General features: G+C 63.0%; 21 protein-coding genes. 7 read left to right on the plus strand and 14 right to left on the minus strand.

Annotated features, from left to right (window positions below; translation table 11 throughout):
- The first annotated feature begins 80 nt into the window (after positions 1 to 80).
- Together BJQ17_RS11755 and BJQ17_RS11760 are read left to right on the plus strand one after the other, a co-directional pair.
- Positions 81 to 1427, plus strand: a complete 1347-nt coding sequence (locus BJQ17_RS11755) for a nodulation protein NfeD (RefSeq protein ID WP_003255875.1) — start codon at positions 81 to 83, stop codon at positions 1425 to 1427.
- A gap of 2 nt (positions 1428 to 1429) precedes the next feature.
- Entirely contained in the window at positions 1430 to 2185 is a 756-nt protein-coding gene (locus BJQ17_RS11760) for a slipin family protein (protein ID WP_070096101.1), read from the plus strand.
- Between the two features lie 45 nt (positions 2186 to 2230).
- Here the strand turns inward: BJQ17_RS11760 and BJQ17_RS11765 are convergent, their stop codons facing one another.
- The 3 genes from BJQ17_RS11765 to BJQ17_RS11775 all read right to left on the minus strand — a co-directional run bounded on the left by BJQ17_RS11765 (position 2231) and on the right by BJQ17_RS11775 (position 5559).
- Complete coding sequence (locus BJQ17_RS11765; protein ID WP_003255879.1) at positions 2231 to 2863, minus strand: LysE family transporter; 633 nt, start codon at positions 2861 to 2863, stop codon at positions 2231 to 2233.
- A 198-nt stretch (positions 2864 to 3061) separates the two neighbouring features.
- The gene (locus tag BJQ17_RS11770; RefSeq protein WP_003255880.1) at positions 3062 to 3649 is read right to left on the minus strand and encodes a mechanosensitive ion channel family protein; all 588 of its coding nucleotides are present in this window, start codon (positions 3647 to 3649) and stop codon (positions 3062 to 3064) included.
- On the minus strand, positions 3649 to 5559 hold the full coding sequence (locus BJQ17_RS11775; RefSeq protein ID WP_003255882.1) for an ATP-binding cassette domain-containing protein: 1911 nt from the start codon (positions 5557 to 5559) through the stop codon (positions 3649 to 3651). Before BJQ17_RS11775 ends, BJQ17_RS11770 begins: the two co-directional genes overlap by 1 nt.
- Before the next feature lie 50 nt (positions 5560 to 5609).
- Between BJQ17_RS11775 and BJQ17_RS11780 the strand changes: the two genes are divergently transcribed.
- On the plus strand, positions 5610 to 6089 hold the full coding sequence (locus BJQ17_RS11780; RefSeq protein ID WP_070096102.1) for a TIGR02444 family protein: 480 nt from the start codon (positions 5610 to 5612) through the stop codon (positions 6087 to 6089).
- On the opposite strand, the gene BJQ17_RS11785 is transcribed toward BJQ17_RS11780, so the two are convergent.
- Positions 6068 to 7096 (minus strand): AlgP family protein, encoded by a 1029-nt coding sequence (locus BJQ17_RS11785; protein ID WP_070096103.1) that lies wholly within the window; start codon positions 7094 to 7096, stop codon positions 6068 to 6070. The two genes, BJQ17_RS11780 and BJQ17_RS11785, sit on opposite strands and share 22 nt — an antisense overlap.
- Positions 7097 to 7274: 178 nt before the next feature.
- Between BJQ17_RS11785 and BJQ17_RS11790 the strand changes: the two genes are divergently transcribed.
- Positions 7275 to 7913, plus strand: coding sequence for an FKBP-type peptidyl-prolyl cis-trans isomerase (locus BJQ17_RS11790; protein ID WP_054889029.1), 639 nt, complete (start codon positions 7275 to 7277; stop codon positions 7911 to 7913).
- A gap of 8 nt (positions 7914 to 7921) precedes the next feature.
- On the opposite strand, the gene BJQ17_RS11795 is transcribed toward BJQ17_RS11790, so the two are convergent.
- The 8 genes from BJQ17_RS11795 to BJQ17_RS31645 form a co-directional block, all read right to left on the minus strand.
- Positions 7922 to 8392, minus strand: a complete 471-nt coding sequence (locus tag BJQ17_RS11795; RefSeq protein ID WP_003255887.1) for an Rsd/AlgQ family anti-sigma factor — start codon at positions 8390 to 8392, stop codon at positions 7922 to 7924.
- A 231-nt stretch (positions 8393 to 8623) separates the two neighbouring features.
- Entirely contained in the window at positions 8624 to 9130 is a 507-nt protein-coding gene (locus BJQ17_RS11800; protein ID WP_004576400.1) for a disulfide bond formation protein B, read from the minus strand.
- A gap of 222 nt (positions 9131 to 9352) precedes the next feature.
- Positions 9353 to 10591, minus strand: a complete 1239-nt coding sequence (locus BJQ17_RS11805) for a heme biosynthesis protein HemY (protein ID WP_003255891.1) — start codon at positions 10589 to 10591, stop codon at positions 9353 to 9355.
- The gene (locus tag BJQ17_RS32095) at positions 10588 to 11688 is read right to left on the minus strand and encodes a uroporphyrinogen-III C-methyltransferase (protein WP_004576401.1); all 1101 of its coding nucleotides are present in this window, start codon (positions 11686 to 11688) and stop codon (positions 10588 to 10590) included. Before BJQ17_RS32095 ends, BJQ17_RS11805 begins: the two co-directional genes overlap by 4 nt.
- A 45-nt stretch (positions 11689 to 11733) precedes the next feature.
- Positions 11734 to 12501 carry a uroporphyrinogen-III synthase gene (locus BJQ17_RS32100; RefSeq protein WP_070096104.1) on the minus strand — a complete coding sequence of 256 codons (768 nt, stop codon included), beginning with the start codon at positions 12499 to 12501 and terminating at the stop codon, positions 11734 to 11736.
- Entirely contained in the window at positions 12498 to 13439 is a 942-nt protein-coding gene (hemC, locus tag BJQ17_RS11820) for a hydroxymethylbilane synthase (RefSeq protein WP_003255895.1), read from the minus strand. Before hemC ends, BJQ17_RS32100 begins: the two co-directional genes overlap by 4 nt.
- A 118-nt stretch (positions 13440 to 13557) precedes the next feature.
- On the minus strand, positions 13558 to 14301 hold the full coding sequence (locus BJQ17_RS11825) for a LytTR family DNA-binding domain-containing protein (protein ID WP_003255896.1): 744 nt from the start codon (positions 14299 to 14301) through the stop codon (positions 13558 to 13560).
- A 122-nt stretch (positions 14302 to 14423) separates the two neighbouring features.
- A complete protein-coding gene (locus BJQ17_RS31645; protein ID WP_156336278.1) occupies positions 14424 to 14600 on the minus strand; it encodes a hypothetical protein in 177 nt (58 codons plus the stop codon).
- Here BJQ17_RS31645 and argH point away from each other — a divergent pair.
- Positions 14599 to 15993, plus strand: coding sequence for an argininosuccinate lyase (argH, locus tag BJQ17_RS11830; protein ID WP_014861057.1), 1395 nt, complete (start codon positions 14599 to 14601; stop codon positions 15991 to 15993). The two genes, BJQ17_RS31645 and argH, sit on opposite strands and share 2 nt — an antisense overlap.
- A gap of 106 nt (positions 15994 to 16099) precedes the next feature.
- Here the strand turns inward: argH and BJQ17_RS11835 are convergent, their stop codons facing one another.
- Positions 16100 to 16762 (minus strand): glutathione S-transferase, encoded by a 663-nt coding sequence (locus BJQ17_RS11835; RefSeq protein WP_003255898.1) that lies wholly within the window; start codon positions 16760 to 16762, stop codon positions 16100 to 16102.
- A gap of 148 nt (positions 16763 to 16910) precedes the next feature.
- Between BJQ17_RS11835 and BJQ17_RS11840 the strand changes: the two genes are divergently transcribed.
- Together BJQ17_RS11840 and BJQ17_RS11845 are read left to right on the plus strand one after the other, a co-directional pair.
- The gene (locus BJQ17_RS11840; protein ID WP_003255899.1) at positions 16911 to 17213 is read left to right on the plus strand and encodes a hypothetical protein; all 303 of its coding nucleotides are present in this window, start codon (positions 16911 to 16913) and stop codon (positions 17211 to 17213) included.
- 69 nt (positions 17214 to 17282) lie between these two features.
- Positions 17283 to 17528 (plus strand): TIGR02647 family protein, encoded by a 246-nt coding sequence (locus BJQ17_RS11845; protein WP_003255900.1) that lies wholly within the window; start codon positions 17283 to 17285, stop codon positions 17526 to 17528.
- A gap of 62 nt (positions 17529 to 17590) precedes the next feature.
- Here BJQ17_RS11845 and BJQ17_RS11850 read toward each other — a convergent pair whose 3' ends face one another.
- On the minus strand, positions 17591 to 19534 hold the full coding sequence (locus BJQ17_RS11850) for an FTR1 family protein (protein ID WP_070096105.1): 1944 nt from the start codon (positions 19532 to 19534) through the stop codon (positions 17591 to 17593).
- Between the last annotated feature and the right edge of the window lie 83 nt (positions 19535 to 19617).

A 19617-nucleotide genomic window follows, 5' to 3' on the forward strand; every position in this document is an offset into this window, starting at 1 on the left:
CCCCCCAATCTTCAATTTTAGGCCGGGTACGGGTGGGCGGGGCTAAACTTGTGTAATACGCGCAAATGAGGTGACGACAAGTGATCGCCCGCTGCTGGCGTTGGCTGTTGCTGCTGTTGTTGCTTGGCATCACGCCAGGTGGCCAGGCAGCGCCCGGCGCGGTGTGGGTGCTGGGCATTGACGACGCCATCGGCCCGGCCAGCGCCGACTACCTGGTGCGCAGCCTCGGCCAGGCCCAGGCGCAAGGCGCGCAACTGGTGGTTATCCGCATGGATACCCCGGGCGGGCTGGACAGTGCCATGCGCCAGATGATCAAGGCGATTCTCGCCAGCTCCGTACCCGTCGCCAGCTACGTTGCCCCCAGCGGCGCCCGCGCCGCCAGCGCCGGCACCTATATTCTCTACGCCAGCCATATTGCAGCGATGGCGCCCGGGACCAACCTGGGCGCCGCCACGCCGGTGCGGATCGGCGGCGCGCCTGGCACGCCCAGTGACGACAAAGCCAAAGGCGGCGACGATGAAACCCTCGCACGCAAACAGGTCAACGACGCCGCCGCCTACATCCGTGGCCTGGCGCAGATGCGCGGCCGCAACGCCGACTGGGCGGAGAAGGCCGTGCGCGAGGCGGTCAGCCTGTCCGCCAACGAGGCCTTGCGGCTGAACGTGATCGATCAGGTGGCCGATGACCTGCCTGACCTGCTGCGCGAGCTCGACGGCAAAACGCTTCAGGTGGCCGGCCAGCCACGCCAGTTGCAGACCGCAGGCGCCAGCGTGGTCGAGCACCTGCCGGACTGGCGCACACGGGTTCTGGCGGTAATCACCAACCCCAGCGTAGCGCTGATCCTGATCATGATCGGCGTTTACGGCCTGTTGTTCGAATTCATGAACCCCGGCTCTGCGGTGGGCGGTGTGGTCGGTGGTATCTGCCTGCTGCTGGCGCTGTATGCGCTGCAGCTATTGCCGGTGAGTTTTGCCGGGGTGGCGCTGATCCTGCTTGGCATCACCTTCATGATCGCCGAAGCCTTCTTGCCCAGTTTCGGCGTGGTCGGCTTCGGCGGCATCGTTGCCTTTGTGGTCGGCGCGTTGATCCTGATCGACACCGACGCCCCCGGTTTCGGCATCCCGCTGGCCTTGATCGGCACCTTGGCGCTGCTCTCGGCACTCCTGATCGGTGGCGTGCTGGGCATGGCCCTCAAGGCCCGCCGACGGGCACTGGTCAGCGGCGACGCCGGCCTGGTCGGCAGCCTGGTCACCGTCACCCAGGTGATGGCAAGCGACCCCTTCTGTGGTGTTGTGCTGGCTCAGGGCGAGCAATGGCAAGTGCAGTGCGCAACGCCGCTGCAAACTGGCCAGAACGTACGGGTGACCGCGCGCCATGGCGTGATGCTGGAAGTGAGCGCCGCCGCCCCAGCGACGCAAGGAGAATGACCATGTTCATGCAAGTCGGTTTCGGCGCCGTTCTGATTGTGCTGGCCCTGCTGGTGCTGTCGGCGTTTCGCATCCTGCGCGAATACGAGCGCGGCGTGGTGTTCCAGCTGGGGCGCTTCTGGCAGGTCAAAGGGCCGGGGCTGATCCTGTTGATCCCGGTGATCCAGCAAATGGTGCGGGTCGACCTGCGCACAGTGGTACTGGATGTGCCGCCGCAGGATGTGATCACCCGCGACAACGTTTCGGTCAAGGTCAACGCAGTGTTGTACTTTCGCGTGCTCGACCCGCAGAAAGCGATCATTCAGGTTGAGGATTTTCTGGTGGCAACCAGCCAGCTGGCCCAGACGACCCTGCGTGCGGTGCTGGGCAAACACGAGCTGGATGAGCTGCTGGCAGAACGCGAGCAACTGAACCTGGACATCCGCCAGGTGCTGGATGCGCAGACGGATGCCTGGGGCATCAAGGTGGCCAACGTCGAGATCAAGCACGTTGACCTGAACGAGTCGATGGTACGCGCCATCGCCCGCCAGGCCGAGGCCGAGCGCGAACGTCGGGCCAAGGTGATTCATGCCGAGGGTGAACTGCAGGCGTCGGAGAAACTGATGCAAGCCGCACAAATGCTGAGCAAGGAGCCGGGGGCGATGCAGTTGCGCTATATGCAGACGCTGGGGACGATTGCCGGGGACAAGAGCTCGACCATCGTCTTTCCGCTGCCGATAGATCTGCTGAAGGGTTTGGTGGGCAAGGAGAAAGAGTGATGGGCCAATCGCGGGCTTGCCCGCGAATGGCCTGTATGCGGCCTGTCAGACCGGCGCGCGGCGCAAGGTCGCAAGGAAGGTGGCTGCACCAATGAACAACCCGGCAAAGGTGCGGTTCAAACGCTTCTGCTGTTTGGGTGTGCGCAACATGCGCAACACATGCGAAGCCAACCCGGTGTACCCCGCCATCACCAGCAGGTCGACCGTGACCATGGTCACGGTGATCGCCACATATTGCGGCAGCAGCGGCGCATGGGGATTGAGAAACTGCGGCAGCACCGCCAGCATGAACACCAGCGCCTTGGGGTTGCTGATGTTGACCAGGAAACCACGGAACACCAGGCTCAACGGCTTGCCGATCGGGCGCACGCCTGATTCATCGCTCATGTCCATCGGCAGGGCACGCCACTGCTTGTAGGCCAGGTACACAAGGTAGGCGACGCCAAACCACTTGATGACCTGGAACGCCGTGGCCGAGGCGGCCAGGACGGCACCGACGCCGGCGGCGATGATGGCGATCTGCATGATCAGGCCCAGCTGCAGGCCCAGGGCGTTCCAGTAACCACGCCAGAAGCCGTATTGCAGGCCGCTGGACATTGAGGCAATCGCCCCGGCACCGGGTGAAAGGCTGATCACCCAGCAAGCGGCAAAGAAGCCTAACCAAACTTCCATCGACATCACACACCTCGCTCGAACATTTGTTGCAAAACGTTAAGCTAAGGTTTTGGCGAAAAAATAACCAGTGCTTTCTGATGGATTTGTGGTGCCTGACCTGGCCTCTTCGCGGGCACGCCCGCCCCCACACCTACAGTGCATTTTCAGACGCTTTGGAATACCTGTGAGAACGGGCGGTCCCGCGAAGGGGACAGTACAGGTTCAGTCCGCTTCGGCAGCGGTTTCTTTGTGCAGGGCCTGTACCTCGGCACCGCGCCAGCGCCGCACCGACTTCTGGAAGAACTGACTATTGGGCACCTGCACCAGCGCCCCGCCCGCTTCGGGCACTTCCAGCAGGGTGGTAAACAGCAGGTTGATAGCAATCACCCGGCCTTTCACGCCTGGCTTGTCGAGGGTGTCGACCAGCTCGACCACATCGCCGATGCGAAACGGCCCGACCGTGAAAATCAACACCGCGCACAACAGGTTGGACAGCACGCTCCACATGGCGAAGAAGGCCACCGCCGCTACCGCTACGAAGCCGGAAAGTGCTGTCCACAACACGGTTGCCGAAACGCCCATGCGCTCCAGCACGAACAGCAGCGCGCTGCCCATGATCAGCCAGCGCAGGCCACCGCGCACGGGCACCAGCAGCTCCGGCGGCAACGGGTAACGCTGGCCCAGGCGGCTCAGCCCGCGAGCAATGATGCGCTGCAGGACGAACGCCGCGGCCAGGATCAAGAGGATCTGCAAACCCAGCCAGAAGGTGTCCATCCATTGCCCTGGCAGCAGCGAACGCAGTTCCTCCATCAGGACAACGCCTCGAGTTCGGCCTGCATGCTTTCAAGGGTTTCCAGCGCTTCCATCCAGGCCTCTTCCAGCTCGCCTTCGCGTTGCTTGAGCTTGGTCTGGCGCGCCAGCAGGTCGCGCAACTCGTCCTTGCGCGCCGCCTCGTAAAGGCCACCATCACCCAGCGCGGTCTCGATCTCGGCCAATTGCGTGTGCACCTGGTTGAGCTCGGTTTCCAGCTTGTCGGCAGCCTTCTTGTGCGGTGCCAACTGCTGACGCAAGGCTGCGGCAGCCTGGCGCTGGGCTTTCTTGTCGGTCTTGTCCGGGTTGGCCGGTGCAGTACTGGCCGGCGCACTGCGCTGGCGGTACTCGACCAGCCAGCGGCTGTAGTCCTCCAGGTCACCGTCGAAGGTGTCGACCTTGCCGTCGGCCACCAGCAGGAAGTCGTCCGTGGTGCTCTTGAGCAAATGACGGTCGTGGGACACCACCACCACTGCACCGGCAAACTCCTGCAAGGCCATGGTCAGTGCCAGACGCATTTCCAGGTCCAGGTGGTTGGTCGGTTCGTCAAGCAGCAGCAGGTTTGGCCGCTCCCAGGCAATCAGCGCGAGTGCCAGGCGGGCCTTTTCGCCACCGGAGAAGTTAACCACCGGCTCGTCGCAGCGGGCACCATGGAAATCGAAGCCGCCGAGGAAGTCGCGCAGCGTCTGCTCACGCTCGGCAGGGGCGATGCGCTGCAGGTGCAGCAGCGGGCTGGCCTTGTCGTCCAGCGAGTCCAACTGGTGCTGGGCAAAGTAGCCTACAGCCAGGTTCTCGCCACGAACCAGACGGCCCGACAACGGCTCCAGTTCACCTGCAAGGTTCTTGATCAGGGTCGACTTGCCGGCGCCGTTGGGCCCGAGCAGACCAATACGAGCGCCTGGGGTGAGCTGCAGTTTGACCTTGTCGAGGATGGCCTTGTCGCCATAACCCAGGCGACCTTCGGAAAGGCTCAGCAACGGGCTGGAAATTTTCTGCGATTCACGGAAGACAAAGTCGAACGGTGAATCGACATGCGCCGCCGACAGCTCTTCCATGCGCTCCAGGGCCTTGATTCGGCTTTGCGCCTGGCGGGCCTTGGTGGCTTGCGCCTTGAAGCGGGCAATGTACTTCTCCATGTGCGCGCGCTGCGCCTGCTGCTTCTCGTAGGCCTGCTGCTGCTGCGCCAGGCGCTCGGCACGGGTGCGCTCAAAGGCGGTGTAGCCGCCTTTGTACAAGTTGAGCTTGCGTTGCTCGACGTGCAGCACATGGTCGACCACGGCATCGAGGAAGTCACGGTCGTGGGAGATCAGCAACAACGTGCCGGGGTAGCCCTTGAGCCAGTCTTCCAGCCACAGGATCGCGTCGAGGTCGAGGTGGTTGGTGGGCTCGTCGAGCAGCAACAGGTCGGACGGGCACATCAGTGCCTGGGCCAGGTTCAGGCGCATCCGCCAGCCACCAGAGAAATCGCCGACACGGCGGTCCATCTGTTCGTTGGTGAAGCCCAGCCCAGCCAGCAACTTGCGCGCACGGGCGTCGGCGGTATAGCCGTCGGCGCTTTCCAGCTCACTGTGCAGGCGCGCCAGGGCGGTGCCGTCGTGGGCGTGCTCGGCCGCGGCCAGTTCGGCCTGGACCTTGCGCAGGCGCACGTCGCCGTCAAGCACATAGTCCACAGCCAGGCGGTCGAGGGTGTCGACCTCTTGGCGCATGTGGGCGATGCGCCAGTCGCCGGGCAGTTGGCAGTCACCGGCATCGGGCGACAGCTCACCACGCAGCAAGGCGAACAGGCTGGATTTTCCGGCGCCGTTGGCGCCGATCAGGCCGGCCTTGTGACCGGCGTGCAGGGTCATCTCGGCGCCTTCTAGCAAGCGCTGCGGACCACGCTGTAAAGTGAGGTTGGATAGTCTGATCATGATGGTCGCGGAGTCTACCAGCTTCCTCGGCCCATAGCGCGAGTGGAACCATGCACACCGACCTGTGGAATTACGCACTGACCCTGTATGCCAGGCCCGGCGTGGAAGCCGCCTGCCTTGAATTGCAGGCACTGGGTGGCGATGTCTGCCTGCTGCTGTGCGCGACCTGGCTGCAAGCACGTGGTGTGGCCGTACTGAGCGAACGTGCGCAAGCACTGCAGGAACTTGCCGAGCCCTGGCAGCGTGACGTGGTCGCCCCGCTGCGCAGCCTGCGCCAGCAATGGCGAGCCACAGCATCGGGTGATACACAACTGGCGGCATTACGTGAGCAGGTGAAGGGGTTGGAGTTGCGGGCTGAAAAAGCCTTGCTGGAGCGCTTGCAGGAACGCTCGCAACAGTGGCCCGTGGGCTCCCATGAGCCCTCGGACGACTGGCTGGCCCGGCTGGCACCGGACCAGGCTCTGCATCATGACGCGCTAGTTCAGTTGCGCGTCGCAGCGGCTGCGCTTCAGGACGCCGAAGGTGCCTGAGCCGGAGTACTCACAGGTGCCGACGGTGCAGCAGCAGGCGGGTTCACCGAGTTGGTTGTGGCCGCCGGTGGTGTAGCGGGCTTGGCTTCAGCAGGCTTGGCGGCGGGTTTGGCGGCCGTGCGTGCTGGTGCCTTGGCGGCAGCTGGTTTTGCGGCCGGCTTGGCAGCAGGGGCTTTGGCAGCTGGCTTGGCCGCAGGTTTGGCGGCAGCGGTCGCCTTGGTAGCCGGTTTGGCTGCAGGCTTAGCAGCAGCGGTCGCCTTGGTAGCCGGTTTGGCTGCAGGCTTGGCAGCAGCGGTCGCCTTGGCCGCCGGTTTGGCCGCAGGCTTGGCGGCAGCGGTCGCCTTGGCAGCCGGTTTGGCCGCAGGTTTGGCAGCAGCGGTGGCCTTGGCAGCCGGTTTGGCCGCAGGTTTGGCGGCAGCGGTCGCCTTGGCAGCCGGTTTGGCCGCAGGCTTGGCGGCAGCGGTCGCCTTGGCAGCTGGTTTGGCCGCAGGCTTGGCGGCAGCGGTCGCCCTGGCGGCTGGTTTGGCCGCAGGCTTGGCGGCAGTGGTCGCCTTGGCAGCTGGTTTGGCCGCAGGCTTGGCAGTAGCGGGCTTGGTGGGTTTAGCCGCACGCAGATCAAGGGCCTTGGCTGCAGCTTCGCGTACCTTGCCTACACCCTGAGCCAGCTTGAGGCTGTCCTGAGCATCGCGTTTGAGTTGCTGAATGTAAGAGCGCGTCTGGGTTTGACGTTCCTTGAGAGACTCGAGCAGTTCTTCAAGTTCACCGATGGCTTTTTGCGCCTTGCTTTGCGCCTTGGCTTTACCTGCCTTGGCCGCGTCTTGCAGTTTCAGGCGACCGTTGTGCAGTTTTTCCTGCGCCTTGCCACGCTGCTTTTCCAACTTCGCCAGCAGTTTTTCCGCATCAGCCAGCGCTTGCGAGCAGGCCTCTTCCAAGTGTTCGAGCAAGCTGCCCGAAAGTTGCTGGAGCAGGTGTAACGGCGTACTTACTGGCTTCTTTTTGGCCGACATGGTTTACCTCCTGGCTGACGAGATTGCGGCTCATACTATGCTTCTGCTGCTACCGCCGCTAGGGCATGTTGACCGTAATGTTTACGCCGCGTTGCATGCCTGGGCAAAGTTGTTATCTTGCAGCTGCGTGAAAGTGTAGTTGCTGAATTAATCATTGCTGGTATTTGGGAGTCAGGCGTTGCCTCGATATCTTGTTTTGGGTTTATGCCTGATGGCACCCCTCGCCTTGGCCGACAACGACGAACACGATTTGGCCTACAGCCTGGGTGCCAGCCTGGGTGAGCGCCTGCGCCAGGAGATGCCGGGCTTGCAGCTGGATGCACTGGTCGAAGGCCTGAAGCAGTCCTATCAGGGGCAACCCCTGAAACTCGACAAGGCACGCATGCAGGCGGTGCTGCAGCAGCATGAGGCCCAGGAAGGCGACGCCGCTGTGCAAAAGCTGCAGGCCGCCGAAACGCGTTTCATGGCTAATGAACGTGGGCGTTATGGGGTGCACGAACTAACGGAAGGTGTGCTGTACAGCGAATTGCAACCAGGCACAGGTGTGCAGCCGAAAGCGGGCGGCAAAGTGCAGGTGCGCTATGTGGGCAGATTGCCGGATGGCTCAGTCTTCGACCAGAACCAGACCCCCCAATGGTTCAACCTGGATTCGGTTATCGAAGGCTGGCAGGTCGCCTTGCCGAACATGCACACTGGCGCCAAGTGGCGCTTGGTAATTCCTTCAGCGCAAGCCTATGGCGCCGAGGGGGCGGGAGACCTGATTGCACCCTACACCCCCTTGGTATTCGAGATCGAACTGCTGGCGGTTGGCGACTGACGCCAACCTCAGGCCTGCACTGCACCCTCTTCTTTGTGTGCGTTGTGCAGCACTTCGATCAGGCAGTCTTCAAGCTCGAAGCGCTCATGCAACAACCCGCCCAATTTGGCCAGCTTCTCGGCAAAGCGTTCGGTGTCCTTGCACTCCCCCTTGGTGCAATGGTCATTGAAGGCCAGTGCGATCTGAGTACTGTCGTTGATCCGTGGGTTGATCTCTTCGGCCAGCTTCAGCGCCTTCTTGTCTCCGAACGCCTTGGCCTCGCTGACCAGTTGCTCGCAGACTTCGAAGTGCCACGCCGAAACGTAGTCGACCAGAAGGGCGCAAAAGTCCCCGTTGGTGTCCTTGTCGGCGAAGGCTGGCCTCACATCGCGCAGGGCGCGAAAAGCCTGCACCAGTTCCTGGCGCTCCTCCAGCCAACGGTCGATCAGCTTGTGAACCCCACCCCAGCGTTCCTGGGCGTTCTGACAACTATCGAGCATGGCGATCTCTTCCCTTCTGGGTAGATGCCGCTGCACCTCGCACCACGACCGCGCAGCACAAAGGTGACATCAGCAGGACGGCATCGAGCAGTTGTTTTTCCGGTATGCGTGCTGGGAGATTATTCCCGCGCGTGCTGCCCTTCAAGGTACGCAGCACACAAAGTTCATACAAGTGTTTAATACCCTGTTACATCACCATTGGTCGCGCTAATGGCACAACCTTGCGCCAGGTCATGTTCTTGCCAGGGTGCGGAAACGATACGCCAGCAGGCAACTCAAGGGCACCACCGCCAGCAGCAGGAAGGCTAACAGGCTCCATTCCGGCAGTGTCAGATCGAGAAAGCTCCAGGCAAGCGAACGACAATCCGGGCCACCCAGCAACAGTTGCCGTGCCGCCTCACCCCAGGATTGCTCGAACACTCGCCCGATCGGCACCGGGCATACCTCATTGACCCCCTCAGCCCCCTGCAACCAGACATGCCGTGCTGCCAGCAATGCGCCGGCCAACGAGCAGCCCAGCACCAGGCGAGCATAACGAAGGATGCCCCGCGTGCCCGGCGCCTGCAGCACGGCTGCGAAGCACAGCAGCGCGTACACGCCAAGCAGCAACCGTTGGCTGAGGCACAACGGGCACGGCATCAGCCCCACTGTGTTTTCCAGACGGAAAGACGCAACCAGTACCGCCAGTGCAACCAGGCAGGCAGGAAGAAAAAAGGTGCGCAAACGGGCCGGCAGCATGGGCGGTGAAGGTCCCGGGGAAAAAGTAGTGGCTTGAAACGGTAGAGGAAAGACACGCTTTGTTTCAAGGCACGACAGCAACGACAAGTCACTGAATCGCGTAGGAAATTTCCAGATATGCCGTAGGAGGCGACTGAAGAAATAGACTTCAGATCAAACTGACAGCGAAAGATAAATTACCTGCCCCCAAAGCCCGCACCTTTGCGCGGGCCTTGGGGTAGGTCAGGCGCGCACGCCTTCTGGCAAAGGCAGCGCCAGCAGGCGCTCGTCCAGCAGGCCAAGGCCCTCCTGGAACAGCTGGTTGCTGCGCTCCGTCTCGCCCAGCCCCGCGAGCAGGCGAGCCAGCTCTGCACAGGCCTCGGGGTTGCGCTCCATGCGCAGGCTGCTTTCAAGGTAGTCACGCGCCTTGCCCCACAAGCGGTTCTGCAGGCTAAGACGGCCCAGGGTCAGCAGCAGGCTGGCGTCTTGCGGGTGAGCCTTGAGCCAACCTTCAGCGGTCTGCAACTGACGTACCGGGTCATCACCACGCACCAGCCCGTAAAGGCGGGCCAGATGGCTTTCGTAGTCGCGCTTGAGGGCCGTGCGCAGCACCTGTTCGGCCTCGTTCTGGGCACCTACCTGGCGCAATTGCTCGGCGTACGCCAGCACCAGTTGCGGCTCCTGGCGCTGGGCTGCGGTCAACTGCTGCCAGGCACGCTCCAAGGATTGGCGTGCACTGTGCGCATCTTCGCCACGGGTGGTCGCCAGGCTCAGGTTCTGGCCCCAGGCGCGTTGTTCCAGAGCAGCCAGCTCTGCGGCCGGCAGCACCTTGCCCTTGCGCAGGTCGGGCATCAGGCGGATCAGTGCAGACCAGTCGCCGCGCTCCACGTAAAGGCGTTGCAGCAAGCGCAGCACCTGGCCGTTGTGCGGGTGGCGTTCCTGCATGGCCAGCAGGGTTTCCAGGGCTCCATCGTTTTCGCCACGGTCCATTTGCAACTGGGCATGGGTCAGGGCAATGGCCAGCTCGGCTTGCGGCTGGCGCTCCAGGGCACGCTCCAGCAGGTTGTCGCTGTCTTCGGTGCGACCTTGCTCGTTGGCGGCACGCGCGGCACCGAGGTAGTACAGCAACGGCTGGCGCTCAGCCTCGGCGGCACGGTGCAAGTGCCGTTGGGCACTGGCCCAGCGGCCCTCGGCAAGATCGAGCTGGCCCTGTTCGATCGCCAGGCGGATACGTCGGCTGCGGTTACGCCGTGACCACGGGTTGACCACACCACTGGAAGTCAGCACCAGGCCGACCAGATAGCGCAGCAACCACAGCAGCAGGACGACCGCCAAAATACCCGCCAAGGCAGCCCACAGCCCCGACTGATAACGGAAGCCACCATAGGAAATCAGTACATAGCCGCTGTGCTTGGCGACCGCGATGCCCAGTGCCGCAGCAACCACGATCGCAAGCACGGCCAACAGGTAGACACGCTTCATGGCTTGCCCCCTTCAGCCTCGGCCGGCAGGTGACGGCGCTGAATATAGGCCTGCACTGCCGCCAGGCTTTCACTAAGGTCAGGGGTAACCACCGACACCGGCTGATCGGCCAACGCATTGAGGCTGTCGAGCATGGCCTTGCTTTGCGGGTTGTCTGCATTGAAGTTGGCCAGCAGTACGCTGCGGGCGTCGTCCAGCGCCTGCGTGTAAACCTTGGCCTCACCATTGAGCGCCGCCCACTGGGCCTGCTCGATAGTCAGGCTCAGGGCCAGGCGCAGCTGGTTCAGTTGCTGCCCGGCCAGCAACGGACGCACGTTTTCATCAGCGTTGAAGTCGATCTGGAAGTACTTGGATATTTCTGCCCACCACTGCGACAGCCTGCTGGCACCATCACCGTCGGCGGTCAGGGCGCCAAGCGCATCGGCGTTACTGTCAAACTCGGGGGACTGGGCGCTCAACTGCTGTACCAGCTCACGCTGCGCAGCCAGCTTCAAGAACAGGCCTGTGCGGTCCGGTTGCTGAGTGCTGTTGAGCGTGGCCAGGCTGCGTGCCAGTTGCTCGCGGGCGGCGAAGGCACCCGGGTCGCTCTGCTCGCGCAGGATCTCGTCGGCGCCTTCGACCAGGGCTTTGGCACTGGTGATGTCCTGCAACGCGGAAAGGCGCAGGGTAGCCAAGCGCAGGAGGTGCTCGGCTTCGGCCAGGCGCCACTCTTTGCGGCTTTCTCCCAGCACGGTTTCCAGGCGCTGACTGAGCCGCTGCTGGTCGCCCTGCAGTTGGGCTACCAAACGCCGGCGGTCTTCCAGCTCGCTGGCGGCTGGCAGACTGGCCAGTTGCGCACTGATCTGCTGTTCACGTTGCTGCAACGCCTCGGCGCGCTGGGTCAGCGCCTCGATGTGCTGGCCCTGGTTGAACTCACTGCCCTGCAGTTGACGCACCTGCCAGACACCCCAGCCACCTACCGCCACCCCGGCCGCACCCAGCAGCAAGGCCAACGCTGCCAGGCCACTGCCGGAGCGCTTGGCAGGTGGGGTGGTAACGGGTTCCGCAGGCGCCTGTGCCGACGGTTGATCGTTATTGGACAAGACAGTCTCGCTCACGTATCCATCCTTTGCATGGGGGCGCACCGCATTCAGCTTAGCGCCTTAAGAGGCAGGTGCAGCGCTACGCTGCACGGCTGCCAGCAAGGCCGTGGCACTGGCGCCACGGCAATCCACAACCTGTTGGGCCCCGGCGGCCTTGGCCTGCTCGGCGACCCGCGGGCTGGGCACGAACAGCGGCAACTGGGCCAGCCGCAGCCAATCGGCACCGGCCATCTGCTGCAAATGTTCAAAACCCTGCCCACTGCTGACCACCAGGCCATTGAGGCGTTCCGCTTCAATGCGGCGCATCAGCGTACCCGCCGGGTAGGCCGGCAGGCAGCGACGATACAGTTCCAGATATTCGACACTAGCACCTTGCTCTGCAAGACGCTCTGCCAGCAGTTCGCGACCTCCGACGCCGCGAACGATCAAGACACGCGGTGCCGGCTCGGTAAGTGCCTGGCGCAGGGCCGGCAATGCCAGCAAGGCTTCGCTGTCATCGCCACGCGGCGGAAAGCTTACCTCCAGCCCTGCACCCTGCAGCACCCCAGCGGTTGCCTCACCTACGGTGAACCAGCCTCGCTGCAGAGGCTGGATGCTGGTCTCGGCCAGATGCTCAAGCAACAGCCGGGCGGCCGGCTTGCTGACCACAATGATCGCCTGGAAGTCATGCAAGCCCTCCAGCGACAGTCGCTGTGGGGCTTGCACGGTAATAGGTTCAATTTCCAGCAGTGGCAGGCAACTGCTACCCACGCCCGCTGCCGCCAGGCTTTGCGCCAGCGCCGCGCAGTCCTCGGCAGGCCGGGTCAGCAACAGGCGCCATTGGCTCACGGGTGACCGGCCTCGCCGTAGACTTCCTTCAGAATGGCCTCGGCGCCCTGCCCCAGCAGGTCTTCGGCCACCTGTACGCCCAGGGCCTCGGCAGCGGCACGGGGTGCACGGGCATCGGCCACCAGCAAGGTCCCGCCGCTAGGCTGGCCGACCAGGCCACGCAGCCACAGCTGGTCACCTTCAAGGACCGCGTAGCAGGCGATCGGGACTTGGCAGCCACCATTCAGGCGTTTGTTCAGGGCGCGCTCGGCGATCACCCGGTCAGCGGTGTCGACATGGTGCAGTGGCGCCAGCAGTGCATGGATCTCAACGTCGGCACTGCGGCACTCGATGCCCACCGCGCCCTGACCACCTGCCGGCAGGCTGTCATCGACGCTGATGGTGGAGGTGATGCGGTCCTCGAAGCCCAGACGGATCAGGCCCGCCGCGGCGAGGATGATGGCGTCGTACTCGCCGGCATCCAGCTTCGCCAGGCGGGTGTTGACGTTGCCGCGCAGAAAGCGGATTTGCAGGTCTGGGCGGCGCGCCAGTAACTGGGCCTGACGGCGCAGGCTTGAGGTACCGACGATACTGCCGGCGGGCAGTGCTTCGAGGCTGTCAAAGGTATTGGAAACGAAGGCATCACGCGGGTCTTCACGCTCGCAGATGCAGTACAGGCCCAGGCCCTCGGGGAAGTCCATGGGCACGTCTTTCATCGAGTGCACGGCGATGTCGGCTTCGTTGTCCAACAGCGCGGTTTCCAGTTCCTTGACGAACAGCCCCTTGCCGCCGATTTTTGCCAGCGGCGCGTCGAGCAACTTGTCACCGCGGCTGACCATGGGCACCAAGGTCACCTGCAGACCGGTGTGGGCCTGCTCGAGGCGGGCCTTGACGTATTCGGCCTGCCACAGGGCCAAAGCACTTTTACGGGTGGCAATGCGGATTTCGCGAGTGGACATGAAACGCCCCGATCCAGAGAAATACCGCCGATCATAACAGCATCGCCGGTATCGCTTGCAGATACGGATCAACAGGCCACACGCAGTCAGGTGCAGGAGCGGCCCGAGTCCAAGGGCCTCAGAGGGTCTGCATCATCTTGCGCACACCGGCCACATGGCGACGGCTGACGGTCAAGGCATCGCCGTCCAGGCCTTTCAGATACAGCTGAAAGTGCCCCAGCGGGGTGCGCTGCAAGCGTTCGATGCGCTCGCGGGCGACCAACGCATTGCGATGGATGCGCACGAAGCGTTCGCCGAATTCGTCTTCCAGGGCTTTGAGTGGCTCGTCAAGCAGCACCTCCCCGGTTTCGTGACGCAAGGTCACATACTTGTGGTCGGCAATGAAATAGATCACCTGGGATAAAGGGATCAGTTCGATGCCTTTACGCGTGCGGGCACTTATATGGCTGCGAGGGCCGCCGCCTTCATTGGCCGGCCGGGTAAGCGCCGCCAATTGGGCGCGGTTGGGTTTTTCGGCCTTGCGCAAGGCATCGCGCAAGGCCTGGGCCTGGAAGGGCTTGGTCACATGGCTGAGGGTACTGTCCTTGAATGCCTCTGCACCGTATTCATCATCCCCGGAGCAAAACACCACCGCCGGCGGCGCCTCGCGTTCGCACAGGCGAGCGGCAACCTGCAGGCCATCCAGGCCTGGCATGCCGATGTCCAGCAGGACCACATCGGGCTTGAGGCTTTCAATCAGCGCCAAGGCCTCATCGCCGTTGGTGGCGCTGGGCTCCAGCACAGTGTAACCCTCCAGTTCGCCGAGCAGCCGGCTGAGGCGTTCACGGCCTTGGGGTTCGTCATCAACGATCAGGACATTCATAATTGCGCTGGATTCCTGAATGAGTCTCGCACAGGTATAGCGTAGACAGGTGTGGTTCGAGCGACACTGCGGTCACGCTCTAGACCGGTGCGATGGCCAAAGATTCACTCGGCCCGGCAGATTCACTGCCAGTCCTTTGTCCAACTGTAGACGGTCCGTGGAACACTGCCGTTCATTCCTTGAAATCCTTCTATGCGATTTTCCGGGCATTTCTCTCGACCGGCGCCCTGCGGCAGCCAGCCCAACCCTGCTATCATCGACGCCACTTTTTCGTTCACGCCTGCAATGAGTGAATCCATGAGCACCGACAAGACCAATCAGTCCTGGGGCGGCCGCTTCAGTGAGCCCGTCGACGCCTTCGTCGCCCGTTTCACCGCCTCGGTAGATTTCGACAAGCGCCTGTACCGTCACGACATCATGGGTTCGATTGCCCATGCCACCATGCTGGCGCAGGTCGGCGTGCTCAGTGATGCCGAGCGCGACACCATCATCGATGGCCTGAAAACCATCCAGGGCGAGATTGAAGCCGGCAACTTCGACTGGCGTGTCGACCTTGAAGACGTGCACATGAACATCGAAGCACGCCTGACCGACCGCATCGGCATCACCGGCAAGAAGCTGCACACCGGCCGTAGCCGCAACGACCAGGTGGCCACCGACATCCGCCTTTGGCTGCGCGACGAAATCGACCTGATCCTGGCCGAAATCACCCGCCTGCAGCAGGGCCTGCTGGAGCAGGCAGAGCGTGAAGCCGAAACCATCATGCCTGGTTTCACCCACCTGCAGACGGCGCAGCCGGTCACCTTTGGCCACCACCTGCTGGCGTGGTTCGAAATGCTCAGCCGCGACTATGAGCGCCTGGTCGACTGCCGCAAGCGCACCAACCGCATGCCACTGGGCAGCGCCGCGCTGGCCGGCACCACCTACCCGATCGACCGTGAACTGACCTGCAAGCTGCTGGGCTTTGAAGCCGTAGCCGGCAACTCGCTGGATGGCGTGTCGGACCGTGATTTCGCCATCGAATTCTGCGCCGCTGCCAGCGTGGCGATGATGCACCTTTCGCGCTTCTCCGAAGAGCTGGTGCTGTGGACCAGCGCGCAGTTCCAGTTCATCGACCTTCCGGACCGCTTCTGCACCGGCAGCTCGATCATGCCGCAGAAAAAGAACCCGGACGTGCCAGAGCTGGTACGTGGCAAGAGCGGCCGCGTGTTCGGCGCCCTGACCGGCCTGCTGACCCTGATGAAAGGCCAACCACTGGCCTACAACAAGGACAACCAGGAAGACAAGGAACCGCTGTTCGACGCCGCCGATACCCTGCGCGACTCGCTGCGGGCCTTTGCTGACATGATCCCGGCGATCAAGCCCAAGCACGCCATCATGCGTGAAGCGGCCCTGCGTGGCTTCTCCACCGCGACCGACCTGGCCGACTACCTGGTTCGCCGTGGCCTGCCATTCCGTGACTGTCACGAGATCGTTGGCCACGCGGTGAAGTATGGTGTGGACACTGGCAAGGACCTGGCCGAGATGAGCCTGGACGAACTGCGCCAGTTCAGCGATCAGATCGAGCAGGACGTGTTTGCCGTGCTGACGCTGGAAGGCTCGGTGAATGCGCGTGACCACATTGGTGGTACGGCGCCGGCGCAGGTGCGTGCTGCCGTGGTTCGTGGCAAGGCCCTGTTGGCGTCTCGCTAACTCCCGGGGCGAGGGCTTCGCCCTCGTTCGCGGGTAAACCCGCTCCTACAACGGTTGTGCTTTACCTGTAGGGGCGGGTTTACCCGCGAATGACCCAACACAAATCTCAGCGCTTGCCGCTGCGGATCATCTCCATGAAGGCTGGCATCGACGCTTCCTTGTCCGCCAAGATCCGCGCCATGTGCGGGTTTTCCCCCATCAGTTGCAGCAACGCCTTGGCCTGCGGGAAGTCCGCCAGGAAGTCGATGCTCAGCACCTTCTTGCCCACCGCGTTGGCCAGGTCGACCGAGAAGCAGAACATCAGGTCTGCCAGCGTCAACTGCTCGCCCGCAACATAGGGGGCAAAGCGCCCGTTGCGCTTGAGCGTGGCAAACCCGGCCAGCAGGTCCGCACGCGCTTTCTCTTTGATCAGCGAGTCGACCGACATGCCAAAGAACGACTCGGCATAACAGGTACGCGCAGGCAGCTCGATGTACAACTCGATTTCCTTGAGCAGCTCCCGCACCTTGGCTTGGCCGAACGGGTCGGCTGGCAGCAGCGCCTTGCCGCCCTGGGTCTGCTCGATATAGTCGAGGATCACACTGGTTTCGCTGAGGAAGCCATGTTCGGTTTCAAGCACCGGCACCTTGCCCCGCGGGCTCACTTCCAGCGCCTGTGGCGCCTGGCCGCCATAGAAGGTGACTTCCTCGAAAGGCAGGCCTTTTTCGAGCAGGGCCAGCTTTACCATGTTGTAGTAGTTGCTGACCGAGAATCCATGAAGCTTGAGCATGAGGTAACAGCCTCCAGGCCGTAAGGGGTTGGCCTGGCTTTTATAGACTGAACGCCTGCCGCTGACCAGCGTCATGCACCGCGTCAATGCCCGGGCATTGCCGCCATAGGCATGGCACACTGTTGCACCCCATCCTAGGAGTACCGCCATGAGCGAGCCCACCGACATCGGCAATGACGACGACGAAGCCTTCGCCGAGGAAACGCTGACCCAAGCCATCGAAAACCAGATCGAGAGCGGCGAGCCGCCTGCAGCAAAGGCCACTTTCAACAAGCTGACGCTGGTCGGCTATGAGCGTGAAGACATTCTGAACCTGATGGCCCATGTGCTGGCCTTCGAAATCGACAACATGCTGGTAGAGGACCGTGCGTTCAACGGCGAGTGGTATGAGAACGCTCTGCGGGCACTGCCGGAGCTGCCGCCTGAGATGGATCAAGGCGACGACGAATAACCCGGCTACACTCGAAGATCAGGCACCGTAGAAAGTGCCGCAATCCTTGTCTGGAAGTCAGGAGTCGCCATGCCTTTTACCCCCGATTTGATCGACGAAATGGAAGTACTCGCGCTGTTCAAACACGACAGCAGCCAGGAAGGCATCAAGATAACCAGCACCGCATCCCCTGCCCTGATCGCGGCTGCGCAACGCCTGCATGAGAAGGGGCTGACCGATCAACCGGATGGCGGCTACCTGACCAGCCTGGGTCATGACGCCGTTGAAAGTGTCCAACTGCTACAGAACATTCTCAAGGCGCCACAGCCGGCCTGAGCATCAGGCTTGCGCAAGATCTGAGACCTTGCGCGGTCCCTGCAGGACCGCGCAGACTCCAGTCAGTTGGCCGCAGTACTGCGCTTTTCCGCCAGCCACGAGCGGCCGTAAAGGAACACGATGGCCAGCAAGGCCACCGCTTGCGCCGACAGCGAGTAGGCATCGGCATGAATCCCCAGCCAGTCGAACTCAAAGAACGCCACTGGCCGTGTGCCCAGCACACCGGCCTCTTGCAGCGCCTTCACGCCATGCCCGGCGAATACTACCGACAGCGCGCACAGCAGTGCGGCGTTGATGCTGAAGAACAGCGATAGCGGCAACTTGGCCGAACCCCGCAGAATCACCCAGGCCAGGCCCACCAGCAGCAACAATGCCGTCGCGCCACCCGCCAGCACCGCCTGATGCCCGGCAGGGCCTGCCTGCAGCCACAGGGTCTCGTAGAACAGGATCACTTCGAACAATTCGCGGTATACCGAGAAGAATGCCAGCACAGCAAAGCCGAAGCGCCCGCCACCGCTGACCAGGCTGCTCTTGATGTAGTCCTTCCAGGCGGCGGCGTGGCGGCGGTCATGCATCCACACACCCAGCCATAGCACCATCACAGCAGCGAACAGTGCTGTGCAGCCTTCCAGGAGCTCGCGCTGAGCGCCCCCCACATCGATCACATAGGCCGCCAGCGCCCAGGTGGCGAAGCCGGCAACCAGCGCCAGGCCCCAACCAGTGTTGACGCTACGCACTGCCGACTGCTGCCCGGTATTGCGCAGGAAGGCCAGGATCGCCGCCAGCACCAGAATCGCCTCGAGGCCTTCACGCAGCAGGATCAGCAAACCGGAGATATAGCTCAGCGTCCAGCTCAGGCCATCGCTGCCCAGCAGCTTGGCCGCCTGCTCGAGCTTGGTTTTGGCGTCGGCCAGACGCTGTTCGGCCTGGGCCACGGGCAAGCCGTCCTGCAAGGACTGGCGGTAGGCCATCAACGTTTTTTCGGTGTCCTTGCGCGCCTGGGTGTCGATGTTGTCCAGCGAGCTTTCCACCAGCTCGAAACCCTCCAGGTAGGCCGCCACCGACAGGTCATAAGCCTGATCGTGGTCGCCTGCGCGGTAGGCCGCCAGGCTCTTGTCCAGTGTGCTGGCCGTGTATTCGAGCAATTGCGCCGGGCCGCGCTTTACCTGCGGCGGTTGGGCACGCTGGGCACGGAATGCCTCGACGGCCGCAGTGCCTTCGTTGGCGGCGACTTCGGCCGGCGTCTGGCGAGCCAGGTCGGCGAGGTTCCAGGTCTTGTCACCCTTGCCCGCTTCCGGCTTGGCGGTGAAGCTGGCGATGTACGCGGCCACGTCCCAGCGCTGGCGGTCGTCCAGCTGGTCGGCAAACGACGGCATTTCGGTGCCGTCGATACCCAGGGCCAGCGTGTTGTAGAGGTCGAACAGGCTCAACTGGTCCAGGCGTGAGGCATCACGCAGGTTGGCGGGTGCAGGCTCCAGGCCCATGCCAGCCGGGCCATCGCCGGCGCCGGTGTCGCCGTGGCAGATCGAGCAGTTCTGTGCGTACAGCGCAGCGCCGCGGGCGGGGTCCGGGGTAATCACCGGAGCCTGGCTGACCTCGTAAGCCACCGCCAGTCGCGCACCCAGCTGCCGGGCCTGTTTAGCGACCGCGGTACCTTCCTGACGCTGGTCGATGGCCTGGCGCAGCGCCTGGACGCCCTGTTCCAAAGCCGCTTGTTCAGTATTTGCGGGCAGGCCTTTGACCAGGTCAGCCAATACCGCGCTGAACTCCTGTTGCTCGCGGTATTCGCCCTCGTCGATCACCTTGCCGTCCTGCACGGTCGGCGGGTAGTCGGCACCAATGTAGTCCAGCAAGTGATGGGCTTTGGCAGCTTCGGCGGGGGACTCGGCCAGCGCCAAGGAGCTGCACAGCGCCAGCACCGGGCCGAGCAATGCAGCCGGCAGCCAGGCAAGCAGGCGGGAACGGGTTTTCATGGCCAGTCTCGAAGGAAATGCGAAAGAGAACATTGTTCACTTCCACTTTGCTTCACTCAAGGGTGCTGGGCGGATTTCATGAAAAATCTTGCTACAAATCCGATGAAGTGGAGGGC

The sequence above is a fragment of the Pseudomonas sp. NBRC 111139 genome, assembly GCF_001753955.1.
Taxonomy (GTDB): domain Bacteria; phylum Pseudomonadota; class Gammaproteobacteria; order Pseudomonadales; family Pseudomonadaceae; genus Aquipseudomonas; species Aquipseudomonas alloputida.